Here is a 25,703-nt window from a genome sequence, read left to right as displayed (position 1 = left end):
TGATCGGAAAGTAATACACGTGGTGCGTAACGCGAACTTACCTCGTGTGCTATGTACAATTGATGAGGAATTAAGTCTATTCGTCCACCAACAAATCCATTGATTGGGGAAATTCTACGGGCATGGTCGTACTCCAATGTCTTTCTTCTTAAGGCAAATACATCTGGGTTTTCCACATCGCCATTTAACAAGCGATCGTCAACTCCATGCTTTATTGCCACTTCACCAAGATCTGCTTCAGATAGTGTTCCATCCTTGCCAATATAAATTAACAAGTCACCTCCCTCTTGCACGCGCTCAATAACAAAAGCTTGTTGATTAGCGTCTGCAATTGTATCTCCTGGTTTAAAGATTATTCTTCTTAGCGGAGAATTGTCTTCGGCATATTGACGTGTTTCGTCGGAAACTGGAAAGTGTATCTGTACGCGACCATAATTTGCCTCGACAACAACGCCCACCCCTAACTCAGGTTCTCCTGTACTCGTCCATCTCTGACCTGGATAAAAATCCTCCATATTCCGTTTTCTATAATCTTATCGGTTCAAAGGTCAAGAAGTCTTTTGCTAAAAGGAAGTAAAGTCCTCAATTTTTAATTGAAATATAACCTGTGGTTCCTTGACAAAACAATTATTATTTTTATGTAGAGATAGAAGGAACAAGCGCAATTTAGTTTAGTGTTCTGTGAGTATTCGTTTAGTAAAAGGTATTTGAAATCCAATACTGGTTTGATAGAAAACTAATTAAAACGTATGAAAACTGATACCATCCTGATAGATAAGTACCCATTGATACTAGATGGAGGCCTATCAAATGTATTAGAAGAGCAAGGGTGCGATTTGAATCATAAATTATGGACTGCTAATTTATAGAGAAAAATCCAGATGCTATCATTCAAGCACATCTTGATTATCTTAAATCAGGAGCTCAGTGTATTATCACATCGAGCTATCAAGCATCTATTTCTGGATTAATCGCTATCGATTATACAAGAGATACAGCTGAAAAACTTATTCTGAAATCAATTCAGTTAGCTGAAATTGCAATTAAAAGTGCTTTAGATTCAGGTGTTATTAATTTCAAACCTCTCATTGCTGCTAGTGTGGGCCCTTATGGTGCATATTTGGCTGACGGCTCAGAGTATCGAGGCGACTATGGTGTTTCTGATGAAACATTGAGAGAATTTCACTTTGATAGGATCAGAATATTAGATCGATCAAATGCAGACATTCTGGCCTGCGAGACTATCCCAAGTTTTCAAGAAGCAACAATACTCTCCGATATCTTAATTGATTTTAATAAACCAGCATGGATATCCTTCTCTTGTAAAGATGAACGACATTTAAATGATGGATCAGGGATTAAGGAATGTGTTGCAATCTTTAAAAATCATCCAAAAGTCTTTGCCGTTGGCGTTAATTGTACCGACCCTAAATATATCTCCGAAATAATAAAGTGTATAATAGCGAGCGACTGTGATAAAAAAATAGTTGTATATCCAAATTCGGGAGAGGCTTACAATGCCGAAAGTAAAACCTGGCTGGGTATATCAGAACCAAAACTATTTGCAGAGATGACCAAAGAATGGCTAAAATTGGGAGCAGATATTATTGGAGGATGCTGCAGAATAGGTCCTGAACATATTAGAAGCATGAGTAGAAGCATCAACGAAAACAGTAAATAATATTATGGCACAAAAACTACCTCTCCCACCCTTCACTGAAGAAACAGCCAAACAGAAAATTTAAATGGCAGAAGATGGTTGGAATTCAAAGGATTCCGACAAAGTAAGCCTGGCATATACTATTGATAGTGAATGGAGAAATAGGAACGAATTCATTAATGGAAGAGAAGAAATTGTAAAGTTTCTAAATAATAAGTGGACGAAGGAAAGAAACTACAAGCTCCGAAAAGAATATTGGGCACACTCTGATAATCGCATTGCTGTTCGTTTCGAATATGAATATCAGGACGAGTATGACAAATGGCACAGAGCATATGGCAACGAGAATTGGGAGTTCGACGAGAATGGATTAATGAAAAAGAGATTTGCCAGCATCAATGAACTAGAGATAGATGTCTCTGAAAGGAAGCTTAAGTAAACAGTATACAACAACACTGATAGCTATCGGGTAGTGGCTACATTCTTATTACTTTTATCCCATACGTACGAGACAACAATAACAAACGCTGGTAAAACACTTGCGACGATTACATGAACGAGGACCAAAACATTCTTACTAAAATCAAATACTGGGGTATCAAATTTTTGTACCTCGTACTTGTCGTTTTTATTTCGTTCACATCGTATCGTTATATCAAATCTCTATCTACAGATATTGAAAGAATCGAAATTGTTATATCCGACAAAAAATTAGCGTTCTTAGATTCGTTGCGAGACGACGTATTGGAAACAAAAAAAATAAAAAATTCGCACAAACAGTATGTCAAAGCCCTTCTGGTATATCAAGGAGATTCCATGAAAATAAAGATCCGATTGAAGGGAGATAAATTAGATCATTTTAGACCTTATCCTCCTTCGTATGGTGTAAAAATATTGAAGAACAAAAATGCTTTAGGGAATTACAAACTCTCGTTTCAGGGCTTTGGAGCCAGACGTTTTTTAAAGGAATGGATCTTTTTGAAGATGATGGAACAAGAGAATATTTTATCTCTTAACTCAGGTGTAGTAGATTTTAGCATTAACGGACATCAAACGGTTTGCACTTTCGAAGGGCACTTCACGCATCATATTACAGATCGCTTCGATAGACCAAGAGGTCCAATTATCTGTATTACAGAAGATGCCTTATGGAATGATATGGTATTAAATGACTCTGTAAAATTCAAAAATGAAAAACACATATACAGTGACTCACCTATAAAAGTATTCATGCAAACGGTACCACTAGATTCCAACCACGTTGACAGAGCAGTGGCGTTACTCGATGATTTTAGAAAAAGCAGAAAGACAGCAAGCGAAGTATTCGATATTAAAAGATTAGCAACACATATTGCCATATCCGAATTATCTGGTGCCCATCACGGATTGAGATGGCACAACAGAAGATTTTATTACAACCCTTCTACCGATAGGTTAGAACCGATTGGTTTCGATGGACAATGCAGAAGGAAGATGATGACTAAGTTTATTTTCGATGACACTTATTTAAAATGTCTGAAATGGTCTAATCTGTTTTTAGATAAAGAGTTTGTTGAAATGTATACATCCGAACTCAAACGTATATCGAGTGCAGGGTATTTGGAAGATTTTTTTAATAAAAATAAAGATGAAATATCTCAGGTGGAGAATCAATCATACCATAAGAACCTCTTCTTTATCAGGAAGCAGGAGTACTTACACGAGAGTGCAACTTGGGTAAGAAACAATCTGGCAGATTATAAAAAAAGGTTGTTAACCGAGATCTCCAATACTCCTCACTAATTGGATTAATCAAAATAACTAGCCTACCTAGGTCACCTTTTCAAATTTTGAACATTAAGAAGTAGTCATAAACTATTTCCTATAATGAAGTTCACAATCATTTCAATTTGATTCGTATTACCAATATGCCTTTGTATTTTTTCTGTTTTATCTTCTTATTCCCAAACGTTAATACCTGGTGTAGTCGTTCTGCATACAAAGAAAAAATCCATATCATTCGCATTATGCTTTAGAAGAGACTGTATTAGACAAGATAACCACAGAAGACGAAAACAGAAAAGTAAATTCTCGACAAAAGGAATTAAGCAATCTAGAAATTATGATCGCACCGAGAAAAAAAACAAATCAGAAAATAGTATTGAACCCTTCCTTACTTCTAAGGATGTAAATATTAGAAGTAACAATAAACGTAATGGCATTTCGATAAAAATAGATGAGCCAATCGCTTCACATTTAAATGGGGTTATACTCGATACCTCACCAATATATAATAAAACAGATTCTTACAAATAAAATCACCACGTTCGAATGGGTATACTTCGAGACCAACAAATGGAATATAAACAGAGCTGGCGAGCACGAATTGATATCCTTATATAATTATCTCGATACCCGAAGCCATCTTCAAGTTAGAATTATGGCGCATACCGACAGTGACGGGACGTACAGTTCTAACATGACTCTTTCAAAGAATAGAGCAAATGAAGTGGTTAAATTCTTGATCTCTTTAGAGCTTCCTGAAAACAGAATTAACTCGGAACATTATGGGGAATCTAGACCAACATTAGCCAACAGCACTGAAGCCAATAAAGCCGTCAACCGAAGAACCGAATACCTCCTATATTGATATCCTTATGAACTACACTTATCCCTTTTTCAATACAATCTTATAGATATCTCCGAGGTCAATTAATCTAATTCCGACAGCAAACGTGGCAGGGATTAAAATTGAAACAGCCATTTGCAAGGTGAAGTTATCTAGATACAAGTTGGATAAGAATACGGAGGCGTATGCAACTGTGCCGAACACACACAGAGAAGCTAGGTACTTGAAATCAACATTGAACTTAAAGATGTTCTTACAGTGATAAATTTGAAACAGAACAACTAATACCTGTGTTACTAAACTTGCCATTGCAGAACCGTAGGCCATAAACTCAGGGATGAACACTACATTCAGACCTACATTCAACAACAAGCCGGCGAAGGCTATTTTGTTCAACAGCTTTACACTTCCATTAGCAGTTAAAACCGTTCCGAAAACATAAGTAGAGGATATAGCTACAAAGCACCACATTAGAATTGTAAGCACCGGAGCCGACAATTCTACATGACGATTATACAAGGCATCCATTATAAGAGCCGAGTACTCGTTTACAATAAACGCTAGGATAAGCGCAGGAATAATAATGATGTTGAACGAGAGCTTAACTAAACTATTAACGCTCTCTTTGTCTTTTAACATACGAGCAAACATCGGCAAGAGTAGCATGCTTATTAAGTAACCAAACTGCACCACGGCATCCATTAATCGATAGGCCTGCGCATAAACTGCCGTTTCAGCTTCTTGATTAGGTAGCATGAAATCTAACATTACCGCATCTACACGGTAATAAAAAACCATGGTTAAAGTGAGTAAAGCGTAAGGCATCGTCTCCTTTGCAATAGCCATGAGAAAAGGAACATTTAGCTTCAGACTTATTCGCTCCACTTTCGACAACACAGCAATAAATACAATTATCGCAGTAACTAAATATGCCATGGTTTGCATACAGATAAATGCGATCAAGGAAAATTCAATCCCCATCACATTAGTATGGATTAACAATGCACAGAAGATGATCATCAAGAGTTTATCCAAAACGGATAAAACACTATCTAATGTAAAGAATTGCAATGCCGATATATTAGTCCTTAAGTATTGTATGAACGAGACTAGGAACTGGTTGATGGTTAGAAAAACCAAGAATTGAAAGCGTATGTCGTCATATCCCAGAAGGAATCCCAAGAGCATGGTAACACATAAGTAAACAACAAAAAGAAGTGATTTGAAAACAACGATTCCGGATACGTACTTGGTAATAAGCTGTGCGTTTTGGGCTATGTTTTTATTGTTATAGGTAGTGATACCCATGTCCAAGAAGATATTGAACAACATCGCAAAATTGAACATTGCAAAATAAACACCATAAGCATCGCCAACGGTATTTTGCACACCTCTGTCTATCCAAAATATCCAAGTAGGCTTAATAATTAAATTAAGAACCAGTAGCAAGGTTAGATTTAATAGAAACTTTCTGTGCACCGTATTAATTGTAGAACAGCCCAACGCTACATTTTGTAATTCGTTGTACTGACTCAGTTATATGTTAAAGATATATTATTGACCCAACTTCCTAGAGAACTTAGCATCGAGTTGCTTGTGGTGATTATCCAAATCAATCTCTCTTCCTTGAATAAAAGCCTTTTCGATTTTGTGGGTGAGGTAATCTAGTGGATCGCCATCGGTAATTAAAACAGTAGCATCCTTGCCTACTTCCAAAGTACCAACAATATCATCAATCCCGATAATTTTTGCTGCATTCCCGGTGATGGCACTGAGAGCTTCTTCTTTCGTTAAACCATACGTTACACCAATACCAGCAGAGAATGGCAGGTTTCTTGAATCCCAAAAATTATCTCGGTACACACAAAATAAAATACCCTCATCTTGCAATATCTTAGCTTGCTTCGCTACGATTTTTAAATCATCATCCTCGCTATTTGGGAGAGCTTTTAATTCACCAAGCATAACAGGAATTTCATTTTGCTTTAAAAAAGCAGTCTGCTTATACGCCTCTGCTGCCTCTACCAATACAATATCCTTGACACCTACTTCTTTCAAGGTATTTATCGCATCCAATATCTCTTTCGAAAAGTTTGCCACGACGAAAGTTCGTTTCCCATCCCCAAAAATTTTGGTCATCGCTTCGTACTTCAAATTAGTGCCTGCACTCCCTCTCGTATCCGCGTACATTTTGGCTTCTTCAAAAAACTCTTTTATATTTTTAACTTCCTCATCGTATGTTTTTGATGCAGTGTATTTAACTTCTTTACTAGACCATGTTACCTTCTCGGGCCAGTTCAACCAAATTCCAATGTCATCTTTCACCAATGCATCTTCCCAGTTCCAGGCATCGGCATGCATTACAGCGGAAGTATTAGTAATTACCCCTCCCGACCCAGTTACGTTTGATAGTAAAACCCCGTTCGAACGAACTGTAGGAATTACAATGTTATCTGCGTTATATGCTTTAGCTGTATAAATATGCGGTCTAAAATCGCCAATCTCTTTATCGTCGCGAGTAGACCGAATACTGGATGTTTCGGCTAGGCCTAAATTACTTCGTGCGTTAATAAAACCAGGATAAATATGTTTACCTTTTAAATCGACAATATTGCTAAAAAGCATTCTAAACTCTGCTGAGTTTTCATCGATCAACGAAATTTTTCCACCTACAATTCCAAAAGCAGCATCCTCAATTACCTTTCCATTTCCAAGATGAGCAGTAGCATTTACAAACAAAAAGCCTTCCAACTGCTCAGAAGCCGGAACAGGAATTTGTGCGCTTACTTGCAAGTAAGAAACAACGATAAATATACTTATTAAAAAGCCTCTCATTCTATTTCGTTATGAACATCCATACACATATCGACCTTCTTATTCTTATCCTTTAATGGTAAATCTTGTTTCTCTTCCTCATCCGAATCTCCACCCATCATCTTGTTAATAATCCTCGTTCTTTCCTTTTGAATCTCCTCTTGTCTTACCACATCATCCTCTTTATCGTAATAGCATTTGCCATCAATAAATGTTTTTAAAACAGTCGAATAAATAGAGAGTGGGTTGCCATCCCAGATTACTAAATCGGCATCCTTACCCTTAACGATGCTTCCAATTCTATTGTCTAAATGAAGAAGTTTAGCAGGATTAATTGTAATCATATTTAGGGATTCTTCTTGTGTCAGTCCGCCATACATATAAACTTTAGCGGCCAACAAGTTCAGGTTACTTCCTTCGTTATCATCATCGGAATTCAATGCAACTACAACTCCCTCCTTGTGTAAAATTTTCGCATTTTGCGGAATGGCATCCATTACTTCTTTCTTGTATGCCCACCAATCGGCGAATGTAGAAGCCCCAGCACCATGTGCTTTCATCTTGTCAGCAATCTTATATCCCTCTAAAATGTGTGTAAACGTGTTGATCTTAAATCCGAATGTATCGGCCAAATGCATTAGCATGTTTATCTCACTTTGCACATAAGAGTGACAGGTGATAAACCGTTTCTTATTTAATATCTCCCCAAGAGCATCGAGCTCTAAATCTTTTCGAGGCATTATTTTATTCTCTTTTCCTTTGGAAGAAAGTGCGTTGTAGTTTTTCCAATCTGCCAAATATTCTTGGGCTCTAATAAAAGCATCCTTGTCTAATTGTTCTACCCCACTTCTAGTTCTTGGAAATTGATTTGTGTTATAAGTTCCACTCGATTTAATAACATTCTCTCCCAAGGCAAACTTGATAAAGCCATCTGCATTTTTGATTTTAAGTTCCTCTGCCGAACTTCCCCAACGTAATTTTATTAATGCCGACTGACCGCCAATACAGTTTGCCGAGCCATGTAAAATCTGAGATGTTGTTGTACCTCCAGCAAGCTGATAATAGATACTTATGTCTTCTGGGTTTAACACATCTCCTATTCTAACTTCAGATGTAACCGACTCCGACCATTCATTCACCGCGCCCGAAACACCTATATGAGAATGCTCATCTACAAATCCAGGAGTTAGATGTTTACCTGTACCGTCAATTATTGTGATGCCCTCCGTCTCCTTCAAGTCTTTACCAATTTCAACGATCTTACCCTTCGATATTTTTACCGAAGTATATTTTAGATTGCCTTCCTCTTCACAAGTCCAAACCGTGATATTGGTTATTAAGTAATCCTTTAGAGATGGCACCTCTTTGAAACCATATGCCTTATTGGGGAATAATATATCTCCATGAGAAGGGGCCTTTTTCTCCTTTTTGGCTTTCTTCTCCTCTTCTTTGAAAACCTTTGTAAACTTTGCCTCCCATTGAATCCTTTGACCGTCAGTATTTACCCCAGTACCAATCCAGTCTTTCGATTTGGAATCGACTGTTGCGTTTAGTCGCGTTTTTCCTTCGTCAAGATCAAACGACAATAACAGGTTTTTACCTTCTGTTTTTATAGTGACATCCTTTGTCGTCGTGTCATTAATTACAATCTCTCCTTTGGGAGATAACAATTTTCCCTTCACATTTAGAATGTATTCCTTATCAAGCTTCAAGGTATAGTCACCTCTAATATCTAATGGAGACTGATCCGAAAATTCGAATTTTGTTCCTGCTACCCATGTTTCAATAATTGTTTCCTCCTCGGTAAAAATATTTCCAGAAGCGATAAAGAAATTTGCTCTTCTATCTTTCTGTAATGATCCTATTTGATCCTCGGCATTTAACATTTTTGCTGGCGTACTTGTTAAGGATCTAAGGGCATCCTCTTCAGACAATCCACATTCTACTGCCTTTCTTAAATGTTCCCAAAATTTCGACATCCCTTTATGTCCTTTCGTAGAGATTGCAAATTCAATGTTTTCTTTAGCAAGAATTGATGGATTAAAAGGTTCCATCTCCCAAGATTTCAACTGACCCAATTCAACAATATCAGCCATCATCGGATCTTCTAATTTGAACGCCTTTTCAAAGTCGATTGGAATAACAAATAAAGCATTGGTTGCTTTTAGCTCTGCTATTCTTTTATACTCGTCTCCGCCACCGCCTAAGATATATTGCTCACCAAACTCATCGCCAATCTTATCGAGACGAAGTACATCGAGGTAGTTAGTGGCGAACGCCATTGTTGGGTATTTCTTATTCCGATTAAAAGCCTCTAACGATAAATTTGTCTGATCAACTTTTGCTTGATCATACCACTGTGCGTCTAAATTGGTTTGCCTTAATAAGGCAATTGCTCCCATTCTTGAGGTAGGGTAATTTTGAACAGACATCCCTTTATTCAACGAATATTCGGTTGATGCATTTTCAATTAAAATCGACTCGTGTTCATTTTCGATGGTAAGTTCAACCAAGGTATTTGTTCCCCTTACAACTCCATCACGCTGACCTGTGAGTACGGCGCCAAATCCATTTTCAAGAAGAGTTAATGCATCTTCTTCATTTATCTCATATAAGTTAGCAGCGGATACTTCTGGCTTAACGGCCATGTTCCATCCAAGTGCTGTTCCTTTTGGACTATTAAAAAGAGCTTTTTTCGAACTCTTCTTTCCTTTCGGAATTTTAGGCATCCCATAACTGGAATGCAAATCGATAAAAGCAGGGTAAATATATTTTCTGCCCAACTCATGAACTACTGCGTTTTTCGGGATTTCAATATCTGTACCTGTGGCAATAATCTTTTTCCCTTTGATAATTAGGGTAGCGTTTTCTAGAACCGTTTGATGATCGATGTGAATTTTTGCATGAACGAATGCGTGTGTGAATTCTGTTTCGTCTGCAACTCCATTAGGATGGAAGGTCTCTTGCGATTGAACCCTCTGAACAGAACCTAAAAGAAGCAGTAATGCGATTATTAATCGATACATTTGTTGAGCTAATTCGTATTAGCAAAGCACGCCTTTTGCGCTTGCAAGGCTGAAGTTAGAAAAGATAAATTATAATTGTAATAATATCACTTTAAATAGTTCATGTTTAACGCTCTACTCGGTCTACATTCTACCTTTCGATATGTAATTTTAATCTTACTCATTTCAGCGATTGTAAAATCTATTTCGGGCTGGCTTCAAAAGGGTGATTACAAAAAGGGACACGACAAACTAAGTCTCTTCACAATGATATTCGCACAAATACAGATGACAATTGGGCTTATTTTGTACTTCACAAGCGACATTGTAAGCATCGCACACAGCGATTTTGGAGCCGCAATGAAAGTACCAGCGCTTCGATTTTGGGGAGTGGAACATATCTTCGGAATGCTTATAGCCGTAACACTAATTACTTTGGGAAGACGAGTAGCAAAGAATGCAAACGAAGATGTTTTAAAACATCGAAAAACGGCTATCTACTTTATTTGTGCTCTCGTAATCATATTCATTACAATACCTTGGCCATTCTCTGAAGTGGCAAGAGGATATTTTTTTAGTAGTTAATCTTTAAATGGCTGAACCATATTATACTGCGGAAGTACAAGAAACAGTAGTTATTGTAGGTGTTATTCTTCAACACCAATCAGAGCAAACCGTAAAAGAACATCTTGACGAATTAGAATTTTTAGCAGAAACTTCCGGTGCAAAAACGGTTGGTCGGTTTATACAATCGTTACAAGTTGCAAATCCAAAGACCTTTTTAGGTAGCGGTAAAATTCTAGAGGTCCAGAAATTCGTAGAGGACAAAGAGGTTGATATCGTAATCTTCGATGACGAATTAAGTCCTTCTCAAATAAGAAATATTGAAAAGGTGCTAGAATGTAAAATTTTAGATCGAAGTAATTTGATCCTCGATATTTTTGCTTCGAGAGCTCGAACAGCACATGCTAAAACACAAGTTGAGTTGGCACAATATCAATATCTATTACCACGCCTAACCAACTTATGGACTCACCTCTCTAAGCAGAAAGGTGGTATTGGCATGAAGGGACCGGGCGAGACCGAGATAGAAACAGATAGAAGAATAATACGCGACAAGATTACATTGCTTAAAAAGAAGCTTAAGCAAATCGACAATCAAAAAAGCACACAACGTCAGAATAGAGGCAAGATGGTTCGGGTAGCCCTTATTGGCTACACTAATGTTGGGAAATCTACGGTGATGAATGTTATAAGTAAATCGGATGTTTTTGCGGAAAACAAACTGTTTGCAACACTCGATACCACCGTTAGAAAAGTGGTAATTGGCAATTTGCCTTTTTTACTTTCGGACACGGTTGGTTTCATTCGGAAGCTTCCACATCAATTAGTAGAGTCTTTTAAATCTACGTTAGATGAGGTTACTGAAGCGGATATTTTAGTACACATCGTAGACGTTGCATCACCGAACTACGAAGATCAATTAGAGGTCGTTAATCAAACTCTTGCAGAATTAAAGGTGTTGAACAAGCCGACTCTTTTGGTTTTTAATAAGATCGATATTTACGAAGCTCCTGTTGATGATGCCCTATACGATCATTTGGCACCTGAAGTCGACGCGCTGGAAGTGTTAAAAAAATCGTGGACAAGTAAACTGAGCTACCCGTGCCTGTTTATCTCTGCTGAGTCCAAAATTAACCTAGAAGGTTTTAAAAAGAAGATGTATCAGATGGTTCGTAAGATCCATGAAAAACGATACCCTTTTAACGACTATTTATATTAGTCAGTTAAGACAACTCTGTTAACTACCATTCCGCTTTTGGTGCTTGTTTGAAAAAAGTATATTCCGGGTGAATGTCCAGTTAGATCCACTTCTCCATACATCCCTTTTACTTTAACAGTTGCCACCATTCTACCCAATTCATCGAATACTGTCGTTTCTACATTGGCATTCTCATCGTCGGTTACTTTTATATAAAAGACCCCATCTCCCGGACTAGGATACACAATAACTTTCATAGGCAACATCACTTGCTCTTTGTTGCTTGTAGGTAAGCCTAGGCCATTCCATTCGAATCTAAAGGCTCTGTATGAAACATTATCATCTACGCTATCAATTACCATTTCATACACCAATGTGCCATCACTTTCAACTTCACTAACGTTAGCAGCATCATCTGCTATTGTACCACCACCTCCCCAAGAAATTAAGGTATTACCATTGGAAAGACGTTGCGCATTTCCTCTATTGCCTGAATACATTCCCTCCGGATGAGCATAACTCCAAACTAACGTTGCGGTCATAGCATTTTCATCAATCTCATATTCCTTTGCAAAAGATAATTCATGACAAGTTCCGTTATCGAAAATTGTAATGTTCCCATTTGGCAATACACGTGCATCGTGATTATCGCAAAACCAAGCCGTATCTCCAATAAGTGTAAACTGATTCATTTGACCACCACCCATTCTCCACAAAATATTTCCTGTAGCGTGATCAATCTTTGTTATCTCATCTAATCTTTTCGACGACAGATAAACATTTCCATTATTATATTCGATAGAATTTGTATGAAATGGGTTTACCTGATTCATGGTTAAATCATCTTCATCATTATCTGTTATAGCGAAGTGATCCCAGCTTTTCCATTCCCAAACTACATTTTTTGTGAGTGAATCTATCTCTTGTATAACAATCCCTTTTACTGTTGCATTAGCTTGCCCTCCTGTAACAATAGCGCTCATATCCACGATTTGATCATCGTAAATAAGAATCAATGCATTTCCATTCGGCATTATTTCAAATTCATGAATATCCATTGCATATCCATTACCAGCCATAAACTCATCTACTATTGCATATTGCAAGTCAAGTATGTAATATTTATCTTCTGATCCTTTGGCATAACCAAATTTAGATGCCGTTAATTTTTTAAAATCACTCGCATTAAAGCCGATTGTTTCTTCATAATAATGTGGAGATCCATCATTGTTTAAAATCATAAGGTATTTCCCATTTGCATTAGTAGATGTAACGAAAACATAACCTGGCGCCGGGTTGGTATTTACATTCACTTTAACTTTAGGAAAGTTGGCAGGCACTACCAACGATTTTAATATTCCAGCAGACTCTATCTCGTCCTCTTCTTCATCAACAAGGCCGTGAAGAGCATCAAACTCATCTGATCTACATGAAACAGTAAACCAATGCCCAATGGGTTTTACAGATTCTCCTTCTGTCGTTAATATTTGATCTGTAGTACTTAAACTCACCGTTTCACATGGCAGCAATGCCACATCCAACTTAGCAATCACAGTGTGTCCATTTTGGATTAGCTCTATAGTTAAATCATGCGTCCCGCTTTCACTNCCAACTACCTGGATACTGTTGTTATCCAATGTGGATACATCTAATCGCTCACTTATTCTAAGAATGATGGAGGTCTCACTTGAAACAAAACTTGCATTTGAAACTGGAGAGAAGTAATTAAATTCTACCTCACCGAAAACAAGGATAGAATTTAAAAAGAATACTACTAAGAGAGATAACTTGCTTGACATAAAACGCTGATTTTAACAAATTTAACTATTCTAAATTTGACTGTGTACTTATAATACACCAGGAAATCGGTTAATTCTAAATTATTCGAATGTTTGTAAATCAAACATTTTCTTATAATGCCCTTCGTTTTTCAAGAGATCGTCGTGAGAACCTCTTTCTTCTACATTGCCATCCTTAATAACAAGTATTTCATCTGCATTCTGAATTGTAGATAACCTATGCGCTATAACTAACGATGTTCGGTTCTTCATCAATTTATGTAACGCATCCTGAACCAACTTCTCTGATTCGGAATCTAATGCCGAAGTAGCCTCATCTAATACAAGAATCGGAGGATTCTTCATTATCGCTCTGGCTATACTCATTCGTTGTCTTTGTCCGCCTGATAACTTATTACCTCTATCTCCAATATTGGAATTATAGCCATCTTCCATCTCCATAATGAAATCGTGTGCATTGGCAATCTTGGCTGCTTCAATAACTTTTTCCTTATTCGGGTTGTTTATTCCAAAGGCGATATTGTTAAAAATAGAATCGTTGAATAGAATAGACTCTTGTGTTACCACTCCAATTAGACGTCGTAAATCTTTCAAACTATAATCTTGTAGAGCAACGCCATCAACTTTAATCTCCCCACTTTGAACATCATGAAACCTAGGTAATAAATCGGCAAGAGTAGACTTACCTCCGCCAGAAGGACCAACCAAAGCAATCGTTTTCCCTTTGCTAATTTCGAAACTAACATCTTCCAATACGGTTTCTTTATCGTAAGCAAAGCTGATGTTATTGTACTCTATTTTTGAATTAAACTCTTTGATGGAAACCCCCTCTTTATTCTCATCAATCTTAATTTCAATATCCAAAATTTCGTTTATCCTATCTAAAGACGACATGCCTTTCACTATCCTAAAGAAAGCCCCTGTAAGTGTTTTCGCAGGAGGAATAATTTGTGAGAATATGGCGATATATGCAATAAATTCCGACGCTCTTAATACATCGTCTCCACCTTTAAGAACAATTCCTCCACCATACCAAAGCACAACAGATAGAGTACCTATGCCCAAGAACTCAGTAAGTGGAGAAGAGAAATCTTTTTTACGTAAAGCCTTAGTCATAAATTGAGCATACTGGTCGTTAGAACTTCCAAACTTTGCTCTACTAAAATCTCCAGCAACAAAAGCCTTAATAATCCTTAATCCAGCTACCGATTCTTGAAAAATCGACATTAGATTTCCCATCTCTTTCTGACCCTTATTGGCTGTTCGCCTTAAACTCTTTGCAAGAAAAGAAATTAGCACTCCACTTATTGGAAGCACAAAAAAAACGAACATCGTTAGCTCAGCACTAAACATTATCATAACGGTTAGAGATACCATGATTGTAAGCACATCTCGAAAAAGAACTTCCAAGGTACTTACAACACCATGTTCTACTTCTTGTACATCAATCGTCATACGCGAAAGCAAGTCTCCTTGTCTTTCGTTACTATAATAGGATAAAGGCAATATCAATATCTTATTATATATGTCCGACCTTAAATCTCTAATCACATTGTTCCGGATAGGTGCTAAAAAGAACATGGCAAAATATCTACACATGTTCTTCAAAAGAAAAATACTTACGATAATAATGCACAACCTAAATAACTGTGTTGATTTATCCACATCGCCTATTATTTGACCAATGAAATAATTAAGATTACCCAGTAATGCATCTTTTGTCAGCTCAAAAGCTGGACGTACTGCGGATAAATGGCTTTCTATCGTCGCCCCTGTATCAAAAATTGTATCAAGGAATGGAATAAGAATAACCAATGAGAATAACGAGAATACCGTAAACAGAACATTGAAAAGAATATTCAACCCTGCTAATCCGGTATACGGCTTTAGATATGCTATTACTTTTAAAAAGCTTTTCATCAATGCAAATATAGTGAGTCCATCTTGAACGTATTAATCTGTTGCATATTTAATACCTTTGCCGCATGGCGTCGTTAAAGCAAAATAAAGTCTCTAGGCTTATACACAAAGAACTTGGTCTTATCTTCAATAAACATTGTCGAGATCTATTTGGCGGCAGGTTTATTACGGTAACTAATGTTCGAATTAGTACTGACCTTTCTGTGGCAAAAATTTATTTGAGTTTGTTAGGCAATCAAGATTCAAAAGAAACGATAGAAATGCTAAACGGGTTAAAGCCTAAAATTAGACACTTTGTGGCCACAGCTACTAGAAACCAAATGCGAAGAGTACCAGAATTAATTTTCTATGTAGATGATTCGTTCGAATATGCTGCAAACATTGATAGACTTCTTAAAGATGATTAAACTCTAACCGATTAGATTTGAATCTTCCTCTATTTATAGCCCGACGATATCTTTTCTCCAAAAAATCTTTTAACGTAATAAATATTATAACCGGTATCTCTATACTCGGAGTTTCTGTAGGGACCCTTTCTCTTATTATCGTGTTATCCGTTTTTAATGGTTTGGAAGGATTCATGGAGTCTTTGTACAATTCGTTCCATCCAGACATTTCCATCGCCCTTGTTGAAGGCAAATCCTTTAACAGCAAAGAATTCCCATCTGATAAAATAAAGAACCTAGAAGGTGTATTAAACTACACAGAAGTTGTAGAAGAGTTTGTACTCCTTAAGTATGATAAAAATCAATTTCCGGCTATGTTAAAGGGTGTTGATGAAGATTACAAGAATATTTCAGATATAGAATCCCATTTGTATGAGGGCAAGTTTGTACTTGAGAATAAGAATAAAAACTTTGCAATTCTTGGTCAAGGAATCGCTTTTAACCTTGGCGTTAATATCACTAACTATGGTACTCCTCTGCGCATCTATGTTCCCAAAACAGGGAAAGCATCTTCCACAAATCTCATGAATGCCTTTTCTTCAAAGCAAATAACCCCAATAGGCATATTTCAAATTAGCGCCGAATTAGATATGAAATATGTCTTAGTCTCTAAACGATTTGCGCAGAAGCTTCTCAATAAGAGAAACAAAATTACCGGAGTTGAACTAGGTTTAGATCCATCTATGGATGGAGATATAATTCAACAGAATATCAAAGAAATTATAGGGTCTGATTTCTCTGTTAAAAATAGGTATGAACAGAATGATTTGTTTTATAAGACACAGAAAACCGAAAAGCTTATGGCCTTTTTCATCATCACATTCATTTTGATAATCGCCATTTTTAATGTGGTTGGTTCGTTAACCATGCTTATGGTGGAGAAAGAAAATGACGTAGCTGTTTTACTCGGCATGGGGGCAGACACAAGTGTAGTTCGGAAAATATTTATGTATAACGGACTCCTTATCTCGTTTATCGGTGCTTTTTCTGGCTTAATACTAGGAGCATTAATTGTACTTGCGCAAGAACAATTCGGACTTCTTCAACTCGGAACAGGAACCGAATTTTTGCTTGCCGAGTTTCCAGTGGAGCTCAGATTAACTGATTTCTTGGTTGTTATGATTACCGTGGTAGGAATAGGATTTTTAGCAACGAAATTTGCAATGAGCCAGTTTCAACGAAAAATTGAGAAAGGAAATACTCTTTCTATGCTAAACAATTTCAGGTAACTCGTACTGATTAGTTACGTCATTCAAAATATCTAATAGCTCTTTGTAATTCGTGTTTGATACCAACTGCATTCGTATCGGCTTGAAGTTTGGAATCCCTCTGAAATAATTAGAATAATGTCTTCTCATTTCAACAATTCCTACTATTTCGCCTTTCCATTTAACCGATTTCTCCAAGTGCTCTCTACACACATCCACTCTATCCTGTAAGGTTGGCTTCGCAAGATGATTACCTGTTTCCATAAAATGCTTTACCTCGTTAAAAAACCAAGGATAACCGATACTAGCTCTACCTATCATAATACCATCTACACCGTATTTAGCTTTTACCTCAACCGCTCTTTCTGGAGTATTCACATCTCCATTACCGAAAACAGGAATATGCATCCTGCTGTTGTTTTTGATATCACCAATTAAAGACCAATCCGCATCTCCTTTATACATCTGCTTTCTTGTTCTCCCATGAACGGATATAGCAGCGATTCCGATGTCTTGTAATCGCTCCGCAACCTCAACAATATACTTAGTGCTATCGTCCCACCCAAGCCTTGTTTTAACTGTTACGGGTAAATTACATGACTTCACGATCGCTTCAGTCATTTTAACCATCTTGGGAATATCTTGTAAGATCCCAGATCCAGCTCCTTTACATGTTACTTTCTTAACCGGACAACCATAATTAATATCTATGAATTCTGGCCCAGCCTCTTCTGCAATTCGCGCAGCTTGAATCATGGATTCTATTTCTCCACCAAAAATTTGAATACCGATTGGACGTTCTTCATCATAAATATCCAGCTTTTGAACACTTTTTTGCGCATCTCTAATAAGGCCTTCGGATGAGATAAATTCGGTATACATCAAATCTGCTCCATGCTTCTTGCACAAAGATCTAAATGGGGGATCACTCACGTCCTCCATTGGAGCAAGCAATAAGGGGAATTCCCCAATCTCAATATTTCCTATCTTTACCATTCGCGCTACAGTAGTACTGTACAAAGTTAACCATAATAGGCAACACTGCATTGAAAGCAATATTTAAAGAATATGATTATGGAACCAAGATTATCCTCTTGATTTTACTAGCCGTATTTTGCGCAATCGTACTCATTGGAGTTTCCGTAGGGATCATATCCATATTTCAAGGCATCTCATTTAACGAAGCGCTAATCGCCTCCAATAATATAAACCAGATTGGCAGTCTGCGTTTCTTTATTTTTTCACAACAACTTGGGATGTTCATTGTACCGGCTTTGCTATTTACTTTTCTAACTGTTTCCAATCGCCTTACATTTTTACGTTTAAACACCTTACCCAATCTCGGAAGTTTTCCATTGATAGTCCTATTAGTCTTAATACTTCTTCCCTTTATCAATTGGACTGGTGCAATTAACGAAAGCATGCATCTTCCAGACATTTTAATTCCACTTGAGGAAGCGCTCCGAAACATGGAGAAGTCGGCTAATGAAATGATTATTGCCATATTGGGAGGTGAAGGAGTTAGTGATCTGCTTGTAAACATTTTCTTAATAGCACTTGTACCAGCAATAGGTGAGGAATTATTCTTTCGAGGCAGTATGCAAAATGTATTTTCAAAATGGTTCAAAAACAAACACTGGGCTATATGGCTTACCGCATTTATATTTAGTGCCTGGCATTTTCAGTTTTTCAGTTTTCTACCAAGATTCTTCTTAGGTGCATTACTTGGATATCTATTCTTTTGGAGCAAGTCACTTTGGCTTCCTATTGCGGCTCACTTTCTAAACAACTTCATGGGAGTGCTCTTTGTCTTCTTAACAGAGAATAAAATAATAGAAAGCGAAATTGACAAGATTGGTGAAGATGTAAACTTCGGTCAGTATGCCATTATAAGCATTCTGTTTTCCGCCATTATCATTTATGGTATCTATCAACTAGAAAAACAAAAAAAGAGCGCTCAGTGAGCGCTCTTAATAATACTATATCTAGAAAAACCTATTCCCCTATTTCCCCTTTCCTGGTCGAATAGTTGATTTTTAAAGCTTGGGCTTCTCTTAATTCCATTTTGATATCAGAGATGATTCCCATTTTGGTATCGGAATCAACTTTCAAAGAAAAAGTTTGAAATCTCTTTTCTGCTTCCTCTATTTTATCTCTCTCTGTTTGAACAAACTCATAAATTTCGCCTACCTCTGCAAAAGCATCATTAAGCTGCATTCTTGGCTCCGATCCTAACTGTTCTCTCAAAGACTTAATAGGAGGGCCAACATAAATGTAACTCACTAACGATTTCCTTTCCAGCTTTGCAATTTCTGTAGCACTCGGCTTCTTCAACTCTACTTGTAGAGTTACTTCCCGCATTACAGTAGTAACCATAAAGAAAAATAAAAGCATAAATACAATATCCGGTAAAGATGCTGTGGATATGCCTGGAGTACCTTTTTTTCGTTTTTTAAACTGTGCCATTTCTAACTCTGCTTATTTATTAGGTTCTGCCTCAGAAATTCTTTGTGGAATCGCTTTTCTAATCGCTTTAATCTTAGCTCTGTTGTCCCCTACTTTTTTATTCTTAACTAACAACTGATAAGAATCGCCGAATTCAGTCTGACATAATTCTTCTCTCAACTCATTATACGCCGCAGCAAGTTCATTCTGAACTCCAATATACATTGCGTAAGAAGTCCGTCTATCGTTCTGTAAGGATATAACCTGTTTTGACACTTGCCGTGATCCTAGGAGTGGAATATCAACTTGTTTAAATGCTGGTAATTCTTCTTTTCTTGATGGATTTGCAATAAACTCTTTCGCCTCTTCTCTTAAATCAGATATATCCATCGGTTGCCCTTCTACCAACAATTGATCATTAGCATTAATCAATACCACGAAAACATTTCTGTCTTTAATCGGTGGTGGTGGTGGCTGCTCAGGATCTAAAGGAGGTGGTAGCCTTCTATTAAGCCCTGTATCCGTATCCATAGTAGTAGTTACTAAGAAAAATATAAGCAGCAAAAATGCGATATCCGCCATGGATCCGGCATTAATTTCTGGTAATTCTCTTCGTCCCATATTATCTTTTCTAACTAAGGTCCTATTTAAGCATTGAAGAAACTTCCGAATAGATCACAGATCCTATTGCTCCAACCGCTAAAATATAGAACGCTATAATTGATCCACCGATCATCTTAACCTTTCCAGCATCCTTAACATAGTTCTCAAATGAAGGCAATATTTCAGAACTCGCTAATGCATATGCAAGTCCAAATACTACAAATAGAACTCCAACTCCCATTAAGCTATTCTTAGCGCTTTGAAAATCACTTACCATCCTAATCATCGGAAAAGCTATTGACGCAACAGCAGCTATCACTACAAGTAAATAGCACCATGAAATCACCATTGCTTCTCCAGTAAATCCCATTATCTGTAGAATAGATAACAATGCGGAAATACCCATCATAGCGTAAAGTGAAGTAGTAATAATTTTTTCCATCGTATTAATCTTTACTATTAATATTAGTTGACTTTCCCACTTTTAATAAGGATGTCAACAAAAGAAATTGAAGAATCCTCCATAGCGTTAACTAAATCATCCACTTTAGAGACGATATAATTATAAAACACTTGAAGGATAATTGCCACGATCAATCCAAATACCGTAGTAATCAATGCTACCTTAATACCCTCAGCAACCAAAGAAGGTGAGATATCACCTGCCGCTTGGATAGAGTCAAATGCATCGATCATACCAATTACAGTTCCCATGAAACCAAGCATCGGTGCAAGAGCGATAAATAAAGAGATCCAAGAAAGACCTTTCTCTAATAATCCCATTTGAACACCACCGTATTGTACTACAGACTTCTCAACCGTTTCAATTCCTTTTCCTGATCTATCTAATCCCTGATAAAAGATACTTGCAACAGGACCTTTTGTATTTCTACAAACTTCTTTTGCTGCATCTACACCACCTGATCCAAGAGCACCTTCAATTTCATTTAAAAGTTTTTCGTTGTTCGTAGTAGCCATATTTAAGTAGATTATTCTCTCTATACACAGAGCTAATCCTAAAATCAGACATAAAAGAACGATACCCATAAATTCAGGTCCACCTTCAATAAATTTCTGTTTGATTACTTGATGAACAGTTTTTTCAACTTCTGCCACTTCTGTCTCTGCAACAACTTCTTCTTTTATTTCTTCAACTGGAGCTTCTACAACAGCAGAGTCAGCAACAGTAGAATCACTTACTGCATTAGCAGCTGAAGTATCTTCTACCACCTCATCCTGTGCGAAAGTATTTAATTGAACTCCTACAACCAGCATTGCGAGCATAGTAGAGAAGATAAAAGTTCTTTTGTTCATCAATAAAGCTTTTTTAATGATGTTCATGATTACAGCGTAATTCATAGTTTGTCTGATTAATTATTATTTAGATAACTTTTTAATTCCATATTTATTTTACTCCAACGCGGAGAGAGAGGGATTCGAACCCTCGATACCCTTTTGGAGTATACACGCTTTCCAAGCGTGCGCCTTAAGCCACTCGGCCACCTCTCCTAAATGAGAGCTTCTCTATTAGCTAAACCCCCAAAAGGGGTGACAAATTACTAAAAAAAATATAGTTTTAAGATAGAATCAAGGCAAAATCAATCGAATACAGTCGCTCAGAAAACATTTGACAATTATATAATTATAATATGAATCAATAAGACGATAGTACTGAGCCTGTTAAGATGCCAAATGCTCTTTTTCATAATCATCTTTAGCAACAATAGCTTTCTCTACCCTCTCTTCAAAATTTTTTATCATTAATTCCCGCTGTTCAGAATCCACCCATTTTGCTTGAATTTCTGGCTTTAGCTTATTTATTGGATCAAAATAATAAAACACCTTACCCTCTTTAATCTGTGGAGCTCTCCAAGCTGATATCCCAATCTCTTCATCGTAAAGTTCAAAACTATTGATCGGTCGTTTGCCACCTCCACCTGGTAAATCACAAATAACCAGTGGCATATTATATCCTGCGGTTGTACCTCTAATCTGAGCTTCCAATCTTCTAGCCTTACCTAGTGTTGTTCTGAAATGCTCACAACCTGGAACCATATCGTGTTGATAGATATAATATGGTTGAATATTGATATACGACATTTGCTTAATCAGCTTGTGCATGGTTTCAAAAGAATTGTTCACTCCTTCCTGCAGCACAGTTTGATTCCGAACAACAATACCCATACTGTGCAATCTATTCATAGCCAAATGGCTCCACATTGTTATCTCATTTGGACTAGAAAAGTGTGTATGGATAACCGCCTGTTTATTCATTGAGATTGCCTTTTGATGAATCTCGCCTACAGTTTCAACCCACTCATTATCTGACAATATTTTCTGTGGAAAAATTGCTAGTCCTTTTGTCGCAATTCTAATTCTTCGAATGTTGGGGATATCTAATAATGTTTCGCAGAGAATTTTAAGCAAACTGGCTTTAATCATAAATGCATCGCCTCCTGAAATCACCACATCTTCTATCTCTTTGTTGGTTCTCAAATATTCAAAAGCTGGCTCCCAGTTACTCACATTAGCACCGTAAGTATCTTTCTCCTTGCTTTCCGTTGATCCCCCGACCAATCTACTCCTTGTGCAATACGAGCAGTAGACCGGACAAACAGTTGTTGGTAAAAACAATACTTTATCAGGATAACGATGTGTAATTAGTGGAACTGGCGAATCGATGTCTTCATGCAACGAATCATTTTCGTGATATGGATGGTTGGGTAAAAACTGAGAACCCAAGGGAAGAAACTGTTTTAATAGAGGGTCTTCATAGGGATTGTTCCAATCTATCAAGGCGAAAATATAAGGGGTAATCCTAACATTCATAGGAGTTCGCACCTGCCCATCTTCGATATCGGCAATAAGTTCGGAGGGTAATGTCCCTTCGAACATCGCTTCTATTTTAGAAACTTTGGTGACTGAATTTTTCAACTGCCATTTATGGTCACCAAATTCTTCGCGAGTTACATCTTTCCATATAGGTATGGTTTTCCAAAACTCATCGTCTCTAAAATTATAATCCATAGCTGTCTTGTTGGTTAGTAAAACAGAAGTACTATACTTTCTACGAGAAATTAAACTAATGGTTTGTGGTAAAGTCTTTTATGAAATATTTCGAGTGCGTTAAGTGTTGTCGCCTCTTCTATTTCTTTAAATGGTTTCCTATAAAAGGTAGCCAGCTTCTCTACCACTTCTGTAATATATGCACTTTCATTTCTCTTACCTCTATAAGGAACCGGAGCTAAATAAGGGGAGTCGGTTTCTACAACAATATGCTTCAAATCAATTTCAGGAATCACTTTATCAAGTCCTCCATTTTTAAAAGTAGCAACTCCTCCTATTCCCAATTTGAAGCCTAAATCCGTTACCCTCCTTGCTTCCTCAACAGTTCCCGTAAAACAATGAAAGACCCCAGTTAACTTCTCTTCATGAAGGTTTTCTACAATACTCAAAACTTCATTGAATGAATCTCTGCAATGAAGTACGATAGGAAGGTTTAATTCCTTCGCCCATCCAATTTGGATTTTTAATGCTTCTTGCTGGATACCAAGAGTAGATTTATCCCAAAATAGATCAATTCCTATTTCCCCTACAGCATAATACTTAGTCGCTTCAAATTCTTTCCGAAGCCGAAACAAAACATTTTCATAGTCATCCTTAACACTACATGGATGTAAACCCATCATCCCAAAGCAGTTATCTGGGTACTCTGTGAGCATTAAATTCAGAGCCTTGACTGTCTCTAAGTCAATATTTGGAAGATACATACGTTCAACACCTTTTGAAAGAGCATTCTGAATAACCTGATCTCGATCTGCATCAAATTGATCCGAAAACAAGTGGGTATGCGTGTCTATTATGGCCATGAAAGTAAAGCTAAGACAATCCTCACAATTTGTCCTAAATTTGCATTCTCAAAACAAGTAAACTCAATGAAAGCTAAAGATTGTAACATCATATTTCGACAGTGTATTAACGACTACCATGTGGAAGACAATTTGTCTACTCCAATAAACAATCCCTTCCAAGAATATTCGTTCGAAGACCTATGTTATGCAAAATGCTGGATAGATACCGTTCAATGGCATTTAGAGGATGTAATAAGAGACCCGAAAATCGAAGCCAACGATGTGGTGAAAATTAAACGCGAGATCGATGCCTCTAACCAAGGAAGAGTTAATCAAGTTGAAAAAATTGACGATTGGTTTATTCATTTTTTCAAAGATAGAGTAGCTAATCAAGATGCTCGATTAAATTCTGAAAGTCCCGCTTGGATCATCGATAAGCTTTCCATTTTATCGCTTAAAAAATTCCACATGCAGGAGCAAGTAGATAGGACTGATGTAGATGAAGAGCACATTAAAAATTGTACAAATAAACTTTCTATAATCTCCGAACAACTCGACGATCTTTCAACTTGTTTTGACGACCTAATAAAAGATATAAATGATGGATCTAAATACATGAAGGTATATCGACAGGTTAAAATGTATAATGATCCTAGTTTAAATCCATCTCTTTACGCAAAAGAAAAGTAGATGAACATACTGGTTATTAGATTCTCTTCCTTTGGTGATGTTGCTCTTTTAACACCTGTACTTTCAAGTTTATTGGCCAACAATAGTGATTTGAAGATCACCCTCATTACCAATAAAGCATTCTCTCCTATTTTTAATAACATAGACCGACTCCAAATTATTCCAGCTGACCTTAAAGGAAAACATAAGGGGATTACTGGTCTAATGCGATTAGCCATGGAAACTGTTAATGCTAGCAAATTTGATTTAGGAATAGACCTCCATTTGAGTCTTCGATCGCGAGTAATTAAGTTTGTTTTTAAACTAAATGGATTAAAATTTAAAAGCTTCGCTAAAGGCCGAAAAGAGAAAAAAGAATTTATTGGAAGGACACGTAATACAAAATTACCGCATACAATAGAACGATATATTAAGCCTTTTGAAGGATTAAATTTAAATACATCAATAGCTCAAGGCCCTTGGATAATAGCTAATGTACGTGGCGAAGGAAATATTAAAAACATTATCGATTCTTCGTCATCCAAAACCCTTAACATCGGAATTGCACCATTTGCAAAGCACCAATTAAAAGAATGGGGCATCTCAAAAACTATCGAACTAATAGAGTTGATCTCAAAAAACCTGGATTCGAATATTTATTTATTTGGAGCAACAGGGAATGAAAAGAGCTCCATCCTTGAAATACAAAAGTCTTTTCCTGCTATTGTAAATGTTACCGATAGTCTGGAATTGGAAGACGAATTGGAACTGATTAAAAAGCTAACATTAATGATTAGTATGGATTCTGCAAATATGCACCTCGCGGCGCTTTCATCAATCCCAGTGATATCCATTTGGGGGCCAACTCACCCCGACCTTGGGTTTTCTCCTTATCAGGAAAAAGAAACCAATA

Annotated in this window: 22 protein-coding genes, 1 tRNA gene and 2 pseudogenes; 11 read left to right on the top strand and 14 right to left on the bottom strand. The window is 37.0% G+C overall.

Translation table 11 applies throughout. The features are described 5' to 3' along the window. Positions 1 to 515, bottom strand: a 515-nt coding sequence (locus HRT72_02030) for an RNA polymerase-binding ATPase (GenBank protein ID NQY66489.1), incomplete at its 3' end; no start/stop codon positions are given. A gap of 234 nt (positions 516 to 749) precedes the next feature. Between HRT72_02030 and mmuM the strand changes: the two are divergent. From mmuM to HRT72_02010, 4 genes and pseudogenes are all read left to right on the top strand, one after another. Continuing rightward, positions 750 to 1,681 (top strand): annotated as a pseudogene (mmuM, locus tag HRT72_02025) (homocysteine S-methyltransferase). Positions 1,682 to 1,685: 4 nt separating this feature from the next. Then, positions 1,686 to 2,099, top strand: a pseudogene (locus HRT72_02020) (nuclear transport factor 2 family protein). A gap of 113 nt (positions 2,100 to 2,212) precedes the next feature. Beyond that, a complete protein-coding gene (locus tag HRT72_02015) occupies positions 2,213 to 3,442 on the top strand; it encodes a hypothetical protein (GenBank protein ID NQY66488.1) in 1,230 nt (409 codons plus the stop codon). Positions 3,443 to 3,899: 457 nt separating this feature from the next. Continuing rightward, complete coding sequence (locus HRT72_02010; protein NQY66487.1) at positions 3,900 to 4,289, top strand: OmpA family protein; 390 nt, start codon at positions 3,900 to 3,902, stop codon at positions 4,287 to 4,289. Between the two features lie 18 nt (positions 4,290 to 4,307). Here the strand turns inward: HRT72_02010 and HRT72_02005 are convergent, their stop codons facing one another. From HRT72_02005 to HRT72_01995, 3 genes are all read right to left on the bottom strand, one after another. After that, entirely contained in the window at positions 4,308 to 5,747 is a 1,440-nt protein-coding gene (locus HRT72_02005; GenBank protein NQY66486.1) for a polysaccharide biosynthesis C-terminal domain-containing protein, read from the bottom strand. A 75-nt stretch (positions 5,748 to 5,822) separates the two neighbouring features. Further along, a complete protein-coding gene (locus tag HRT72_02000; GenBank protein NQY66485.1) occupies positions 5,823 to 7,103 on the bottom strand; it encodes an amidohydrolase family protein in 1,281 nt (426 codons plus the stop codon). Beyond that, positions 7,100 to 10,108 carry an amidohydrolase family protein gene (locus HRT72_01995; GenBank protein NQY66484.1) on the bottom strand — a complete coding sequence of 1,003 codons (3,009 nt, stop codon included), beginning with the start codon at positions 10,106 to 10,108 and terminating at the stop codon, positions 7,100 to 7,102. Before HRT72_01995 ends, HRT72_02000 begins: the two co-directional genes overlap by 4 nt. A 102-nt stretch (positions 10,109 to 10,210) precedes the next feature. Between HRT72_01995 and HRT72_01990 the strand changes: the two genes are divergently transcribed. Then, positions 10,211 to 10,672, top strand: coding sequence for a cytochrome B (locus tag HRT72_01990; protein ID NQY66483.1), 462 nt, complete (start codon positions 10,211 to 10,213; stop codon positions 10,670 to 10,672). A 7-nt stretch (positions 10,673 to 10,679) separates the two neighbouring features. Next, the gene (gene hflX / locus HRT72_01985; protein NQY66482.1) at positions 10,680 to 11,870 is read left to right on the top strand and encodes a GTPase HflX; all 1,191 of its coding nucleotides are present in this window, start codon (positions 10,680 to 10,682) and stop codon (positions 11,868 to 11,870) included. Here the strand turns inward: hflX and HRT72_01980 are convergent. Together HRT72_01980 and HRT72_01975 are read right to left on the bottom strand one after the other, a co-directional pair. Further along, on the bottom strand, positions 11,867 to 13,648 hold the full coding sequence (locus HRT72_01980; GenBank protein NQY66481.1) for an aryl-sulfate sulfotransferase: 1,782 nt from the start codon (positions 13,646 to 13,648) through the stop codon (positions 11,867 to 11,869). The two genes, hflX and HRT72_01980, sit on opposite strands and share 4 nt — an antisense overlap. 81 nt (positions 13,649 to 13,729) lie before the next feature. After that, positions 13,730 to 15,568, bottom strand: coding sequence for an ABC transporter ATP-binding protein (locus HRT72_01975; protein ID NQY66480.1), 1,839 nt, complete (start codon positions 15,566 to 15,568; stop codon positions 13,730 to 13,732). 65 nt (positions 15,569 to 15,633) lie between these two features. Here HRT72_01975 and rbfA point away from each other — a divergent pair, with 65 nt between their 5' ends. Together rbfA and HRT72_01965 are read left to right on the top strand one after the other, a co-directional pair. Continuing rightward, a complete protein-coding gene (gene rbfA / locus HRT72_01970; protein NQY66479.1) occupies positions 15,634 to 15,975 on the top strand; it encodes a 30S ribosome-binding factor RbfA in 342 nt (113 codons plus the stop codon). 17 nt (positions 15,976 to 15,992) lie between these two features. Beyond that, a complete protein-coding gene (locus tag HRT72_01965) occupies positions 15,993 to 17,243 on the top strand; it encodes an ABC transporter permease (protein NQY66478.1) in 1,251 nt (416 codons plus the stop codon). On the opposite strand, the gene dusB is transcribed toward HRT72_01965, so the two are convergent. Beyond that, entirely contained in the window at positions 17,226 to 18,218 is a 993-nt protein-coding gene (gene dusB / locus HRT72_01960; protein ID NQY66477.1) for a tRNA dihydrouridine synthase DusB, read from the bottom strand. The genes HRT72_01965 and dusB overlap by 18 nt on opposite strands. A gap of 50 nt (positions 18,219 to 18,268) precedes the next feature. On the opposite strand from dusB, the gene HRT72_01955 reads away from it, so the two are divergent. Then, positions 18,269 to 19,186 carry a CPBP family intramembrane metalloprotease gene (locus HRT72_01955; GenBank protein ID NQY66476.1) on the top strand — a complete coding sequence of 306 codons (918 nt, stop codon included), beginning with the start codon at positions 18,269 to 18,271 and terminating at the stop codon, positions 19,184 to 19,186. Positions 19,187 to 19,217: 31 nt separating this feature from the next. On the opposite strand, the gene HRT72_01950 is transcribed toward HRT72_01955, so the two are convergent. The 7 genes from HRT72_01950 to HRT72_01920 form a co-directional block, all read right to left on the bottom strand. Next, positions 19,218 to 19,688, bottom strand: coding sequence for a biopolymer transporter ExbD (locus HRT72_01950; protein NQY66475.1), 471 nt, complete (start codon positions 19,686 to 19,688; stop codon positions 19,218 to 19,220). Between the two features lie 12 nt (positions 19,689 to 19,700). Then, positions 19,701 to 20,288: a biopolymer transporter ExbD gene (locus tag HRT72_01945; GenBank protein ID NQY66474.1), complete on the bottom strand. Its 588-nt coding sequence runs from the start codon at positions 20,286 to 20,288 to the stop codon at positions 19,701 to 19,703. 22 nt (positions 20,289 to 20,310) lie between these two features. Then, positions 20,311 to 20,712, bottom strand: a complete 402-nt coding sequence (locus HRT72_01940) for a hypothetical protein (protein ID NQY66473.1) — start codon at positions 20,710 to 20,712, stop codon at positions 20,311 to 20,313. A 23-nt stretch (positions 20,713 to 20,735) separates the two neighbouring features. Further along, complete coding sequence (locus HRT72_01935; protein ID NQY66472.1) at positions 20,736 to 21,545, bottom strand: MotA/TolQ/ExbB proton channel family protein; 810 nt, start codon at positions 21,543 to 21,545, stop codon at positions 20,736 to 20,738. A 146-nt stretch (positions 21,546 to 21,691) separates the two neighbouring features. Next, positions 21,692 to 21,779, bottom strand: a tRNA-Ser gene (locus HRT72_01930). A 171-nt stretch (positions 21,780 to 21,950) separates the two neighbouring features. Further along, positions 21,951 to 23,297, bottom strand: a complete 1,347-nt coding sequence (locus HRT72_01925; protein ID NQY66471.1) for a KamA family radical SAM protein — start codon at positions 23,295 to 23,297, stop codon at positions 21,951 to 21,953. Positions 23,298 to 23,347: 50 nt separating this feature from the next. Then, positions 23,348 to 24,139, bottom strand: coding sequence for a TatD family hydrolase (locus HRT72_01920; protein ID NQY66470.1), 792 nt, complete (start codon positions 24,137 to 24,139; stop codon positions 23,348 to 23,350). A 66-nt stretch (positions 24,140 to 24,205) separates the two neighbouring features. Between HRT72_01920 and HRT72_01915 the strand changes: the two genes are divergently transcribed. Both HRT72_01915 and HRT72_01910 read left to right on the top strand, forming a co-directional pair. Continuing rightward, positions 24,206 to 24,811: a DUF4254 domain-containing protein gene (locus HRT72_01915; GenBank protein ID NQY66469.1), complete on the top strand. Its 606-nt coding sequence runs from the start codon at positions 24,206 to 24,208 to the stop codon at positions 24,809 to 24,811. Next, a partial coding sequence (locus HRT72_01910) for a glycosyltransferase family 9 protein (GenBank protein ID NQY66468.1) occupies positions 24,812 to 25,703 on the top strand: 892 nt, incomplete at its 3' end.

Source organism: Flavobacteriales bacterium (assembly GCA_013214975.1).
GTDB lineage: Bacteria > Bacteroidota > Bacteroidia > DT-38 > DT-38 > DT-38.
Note: the sequence above shows the minus strand (reverse complement) of the source record. Positions and strands in the feature narration are given on the sequence as shown.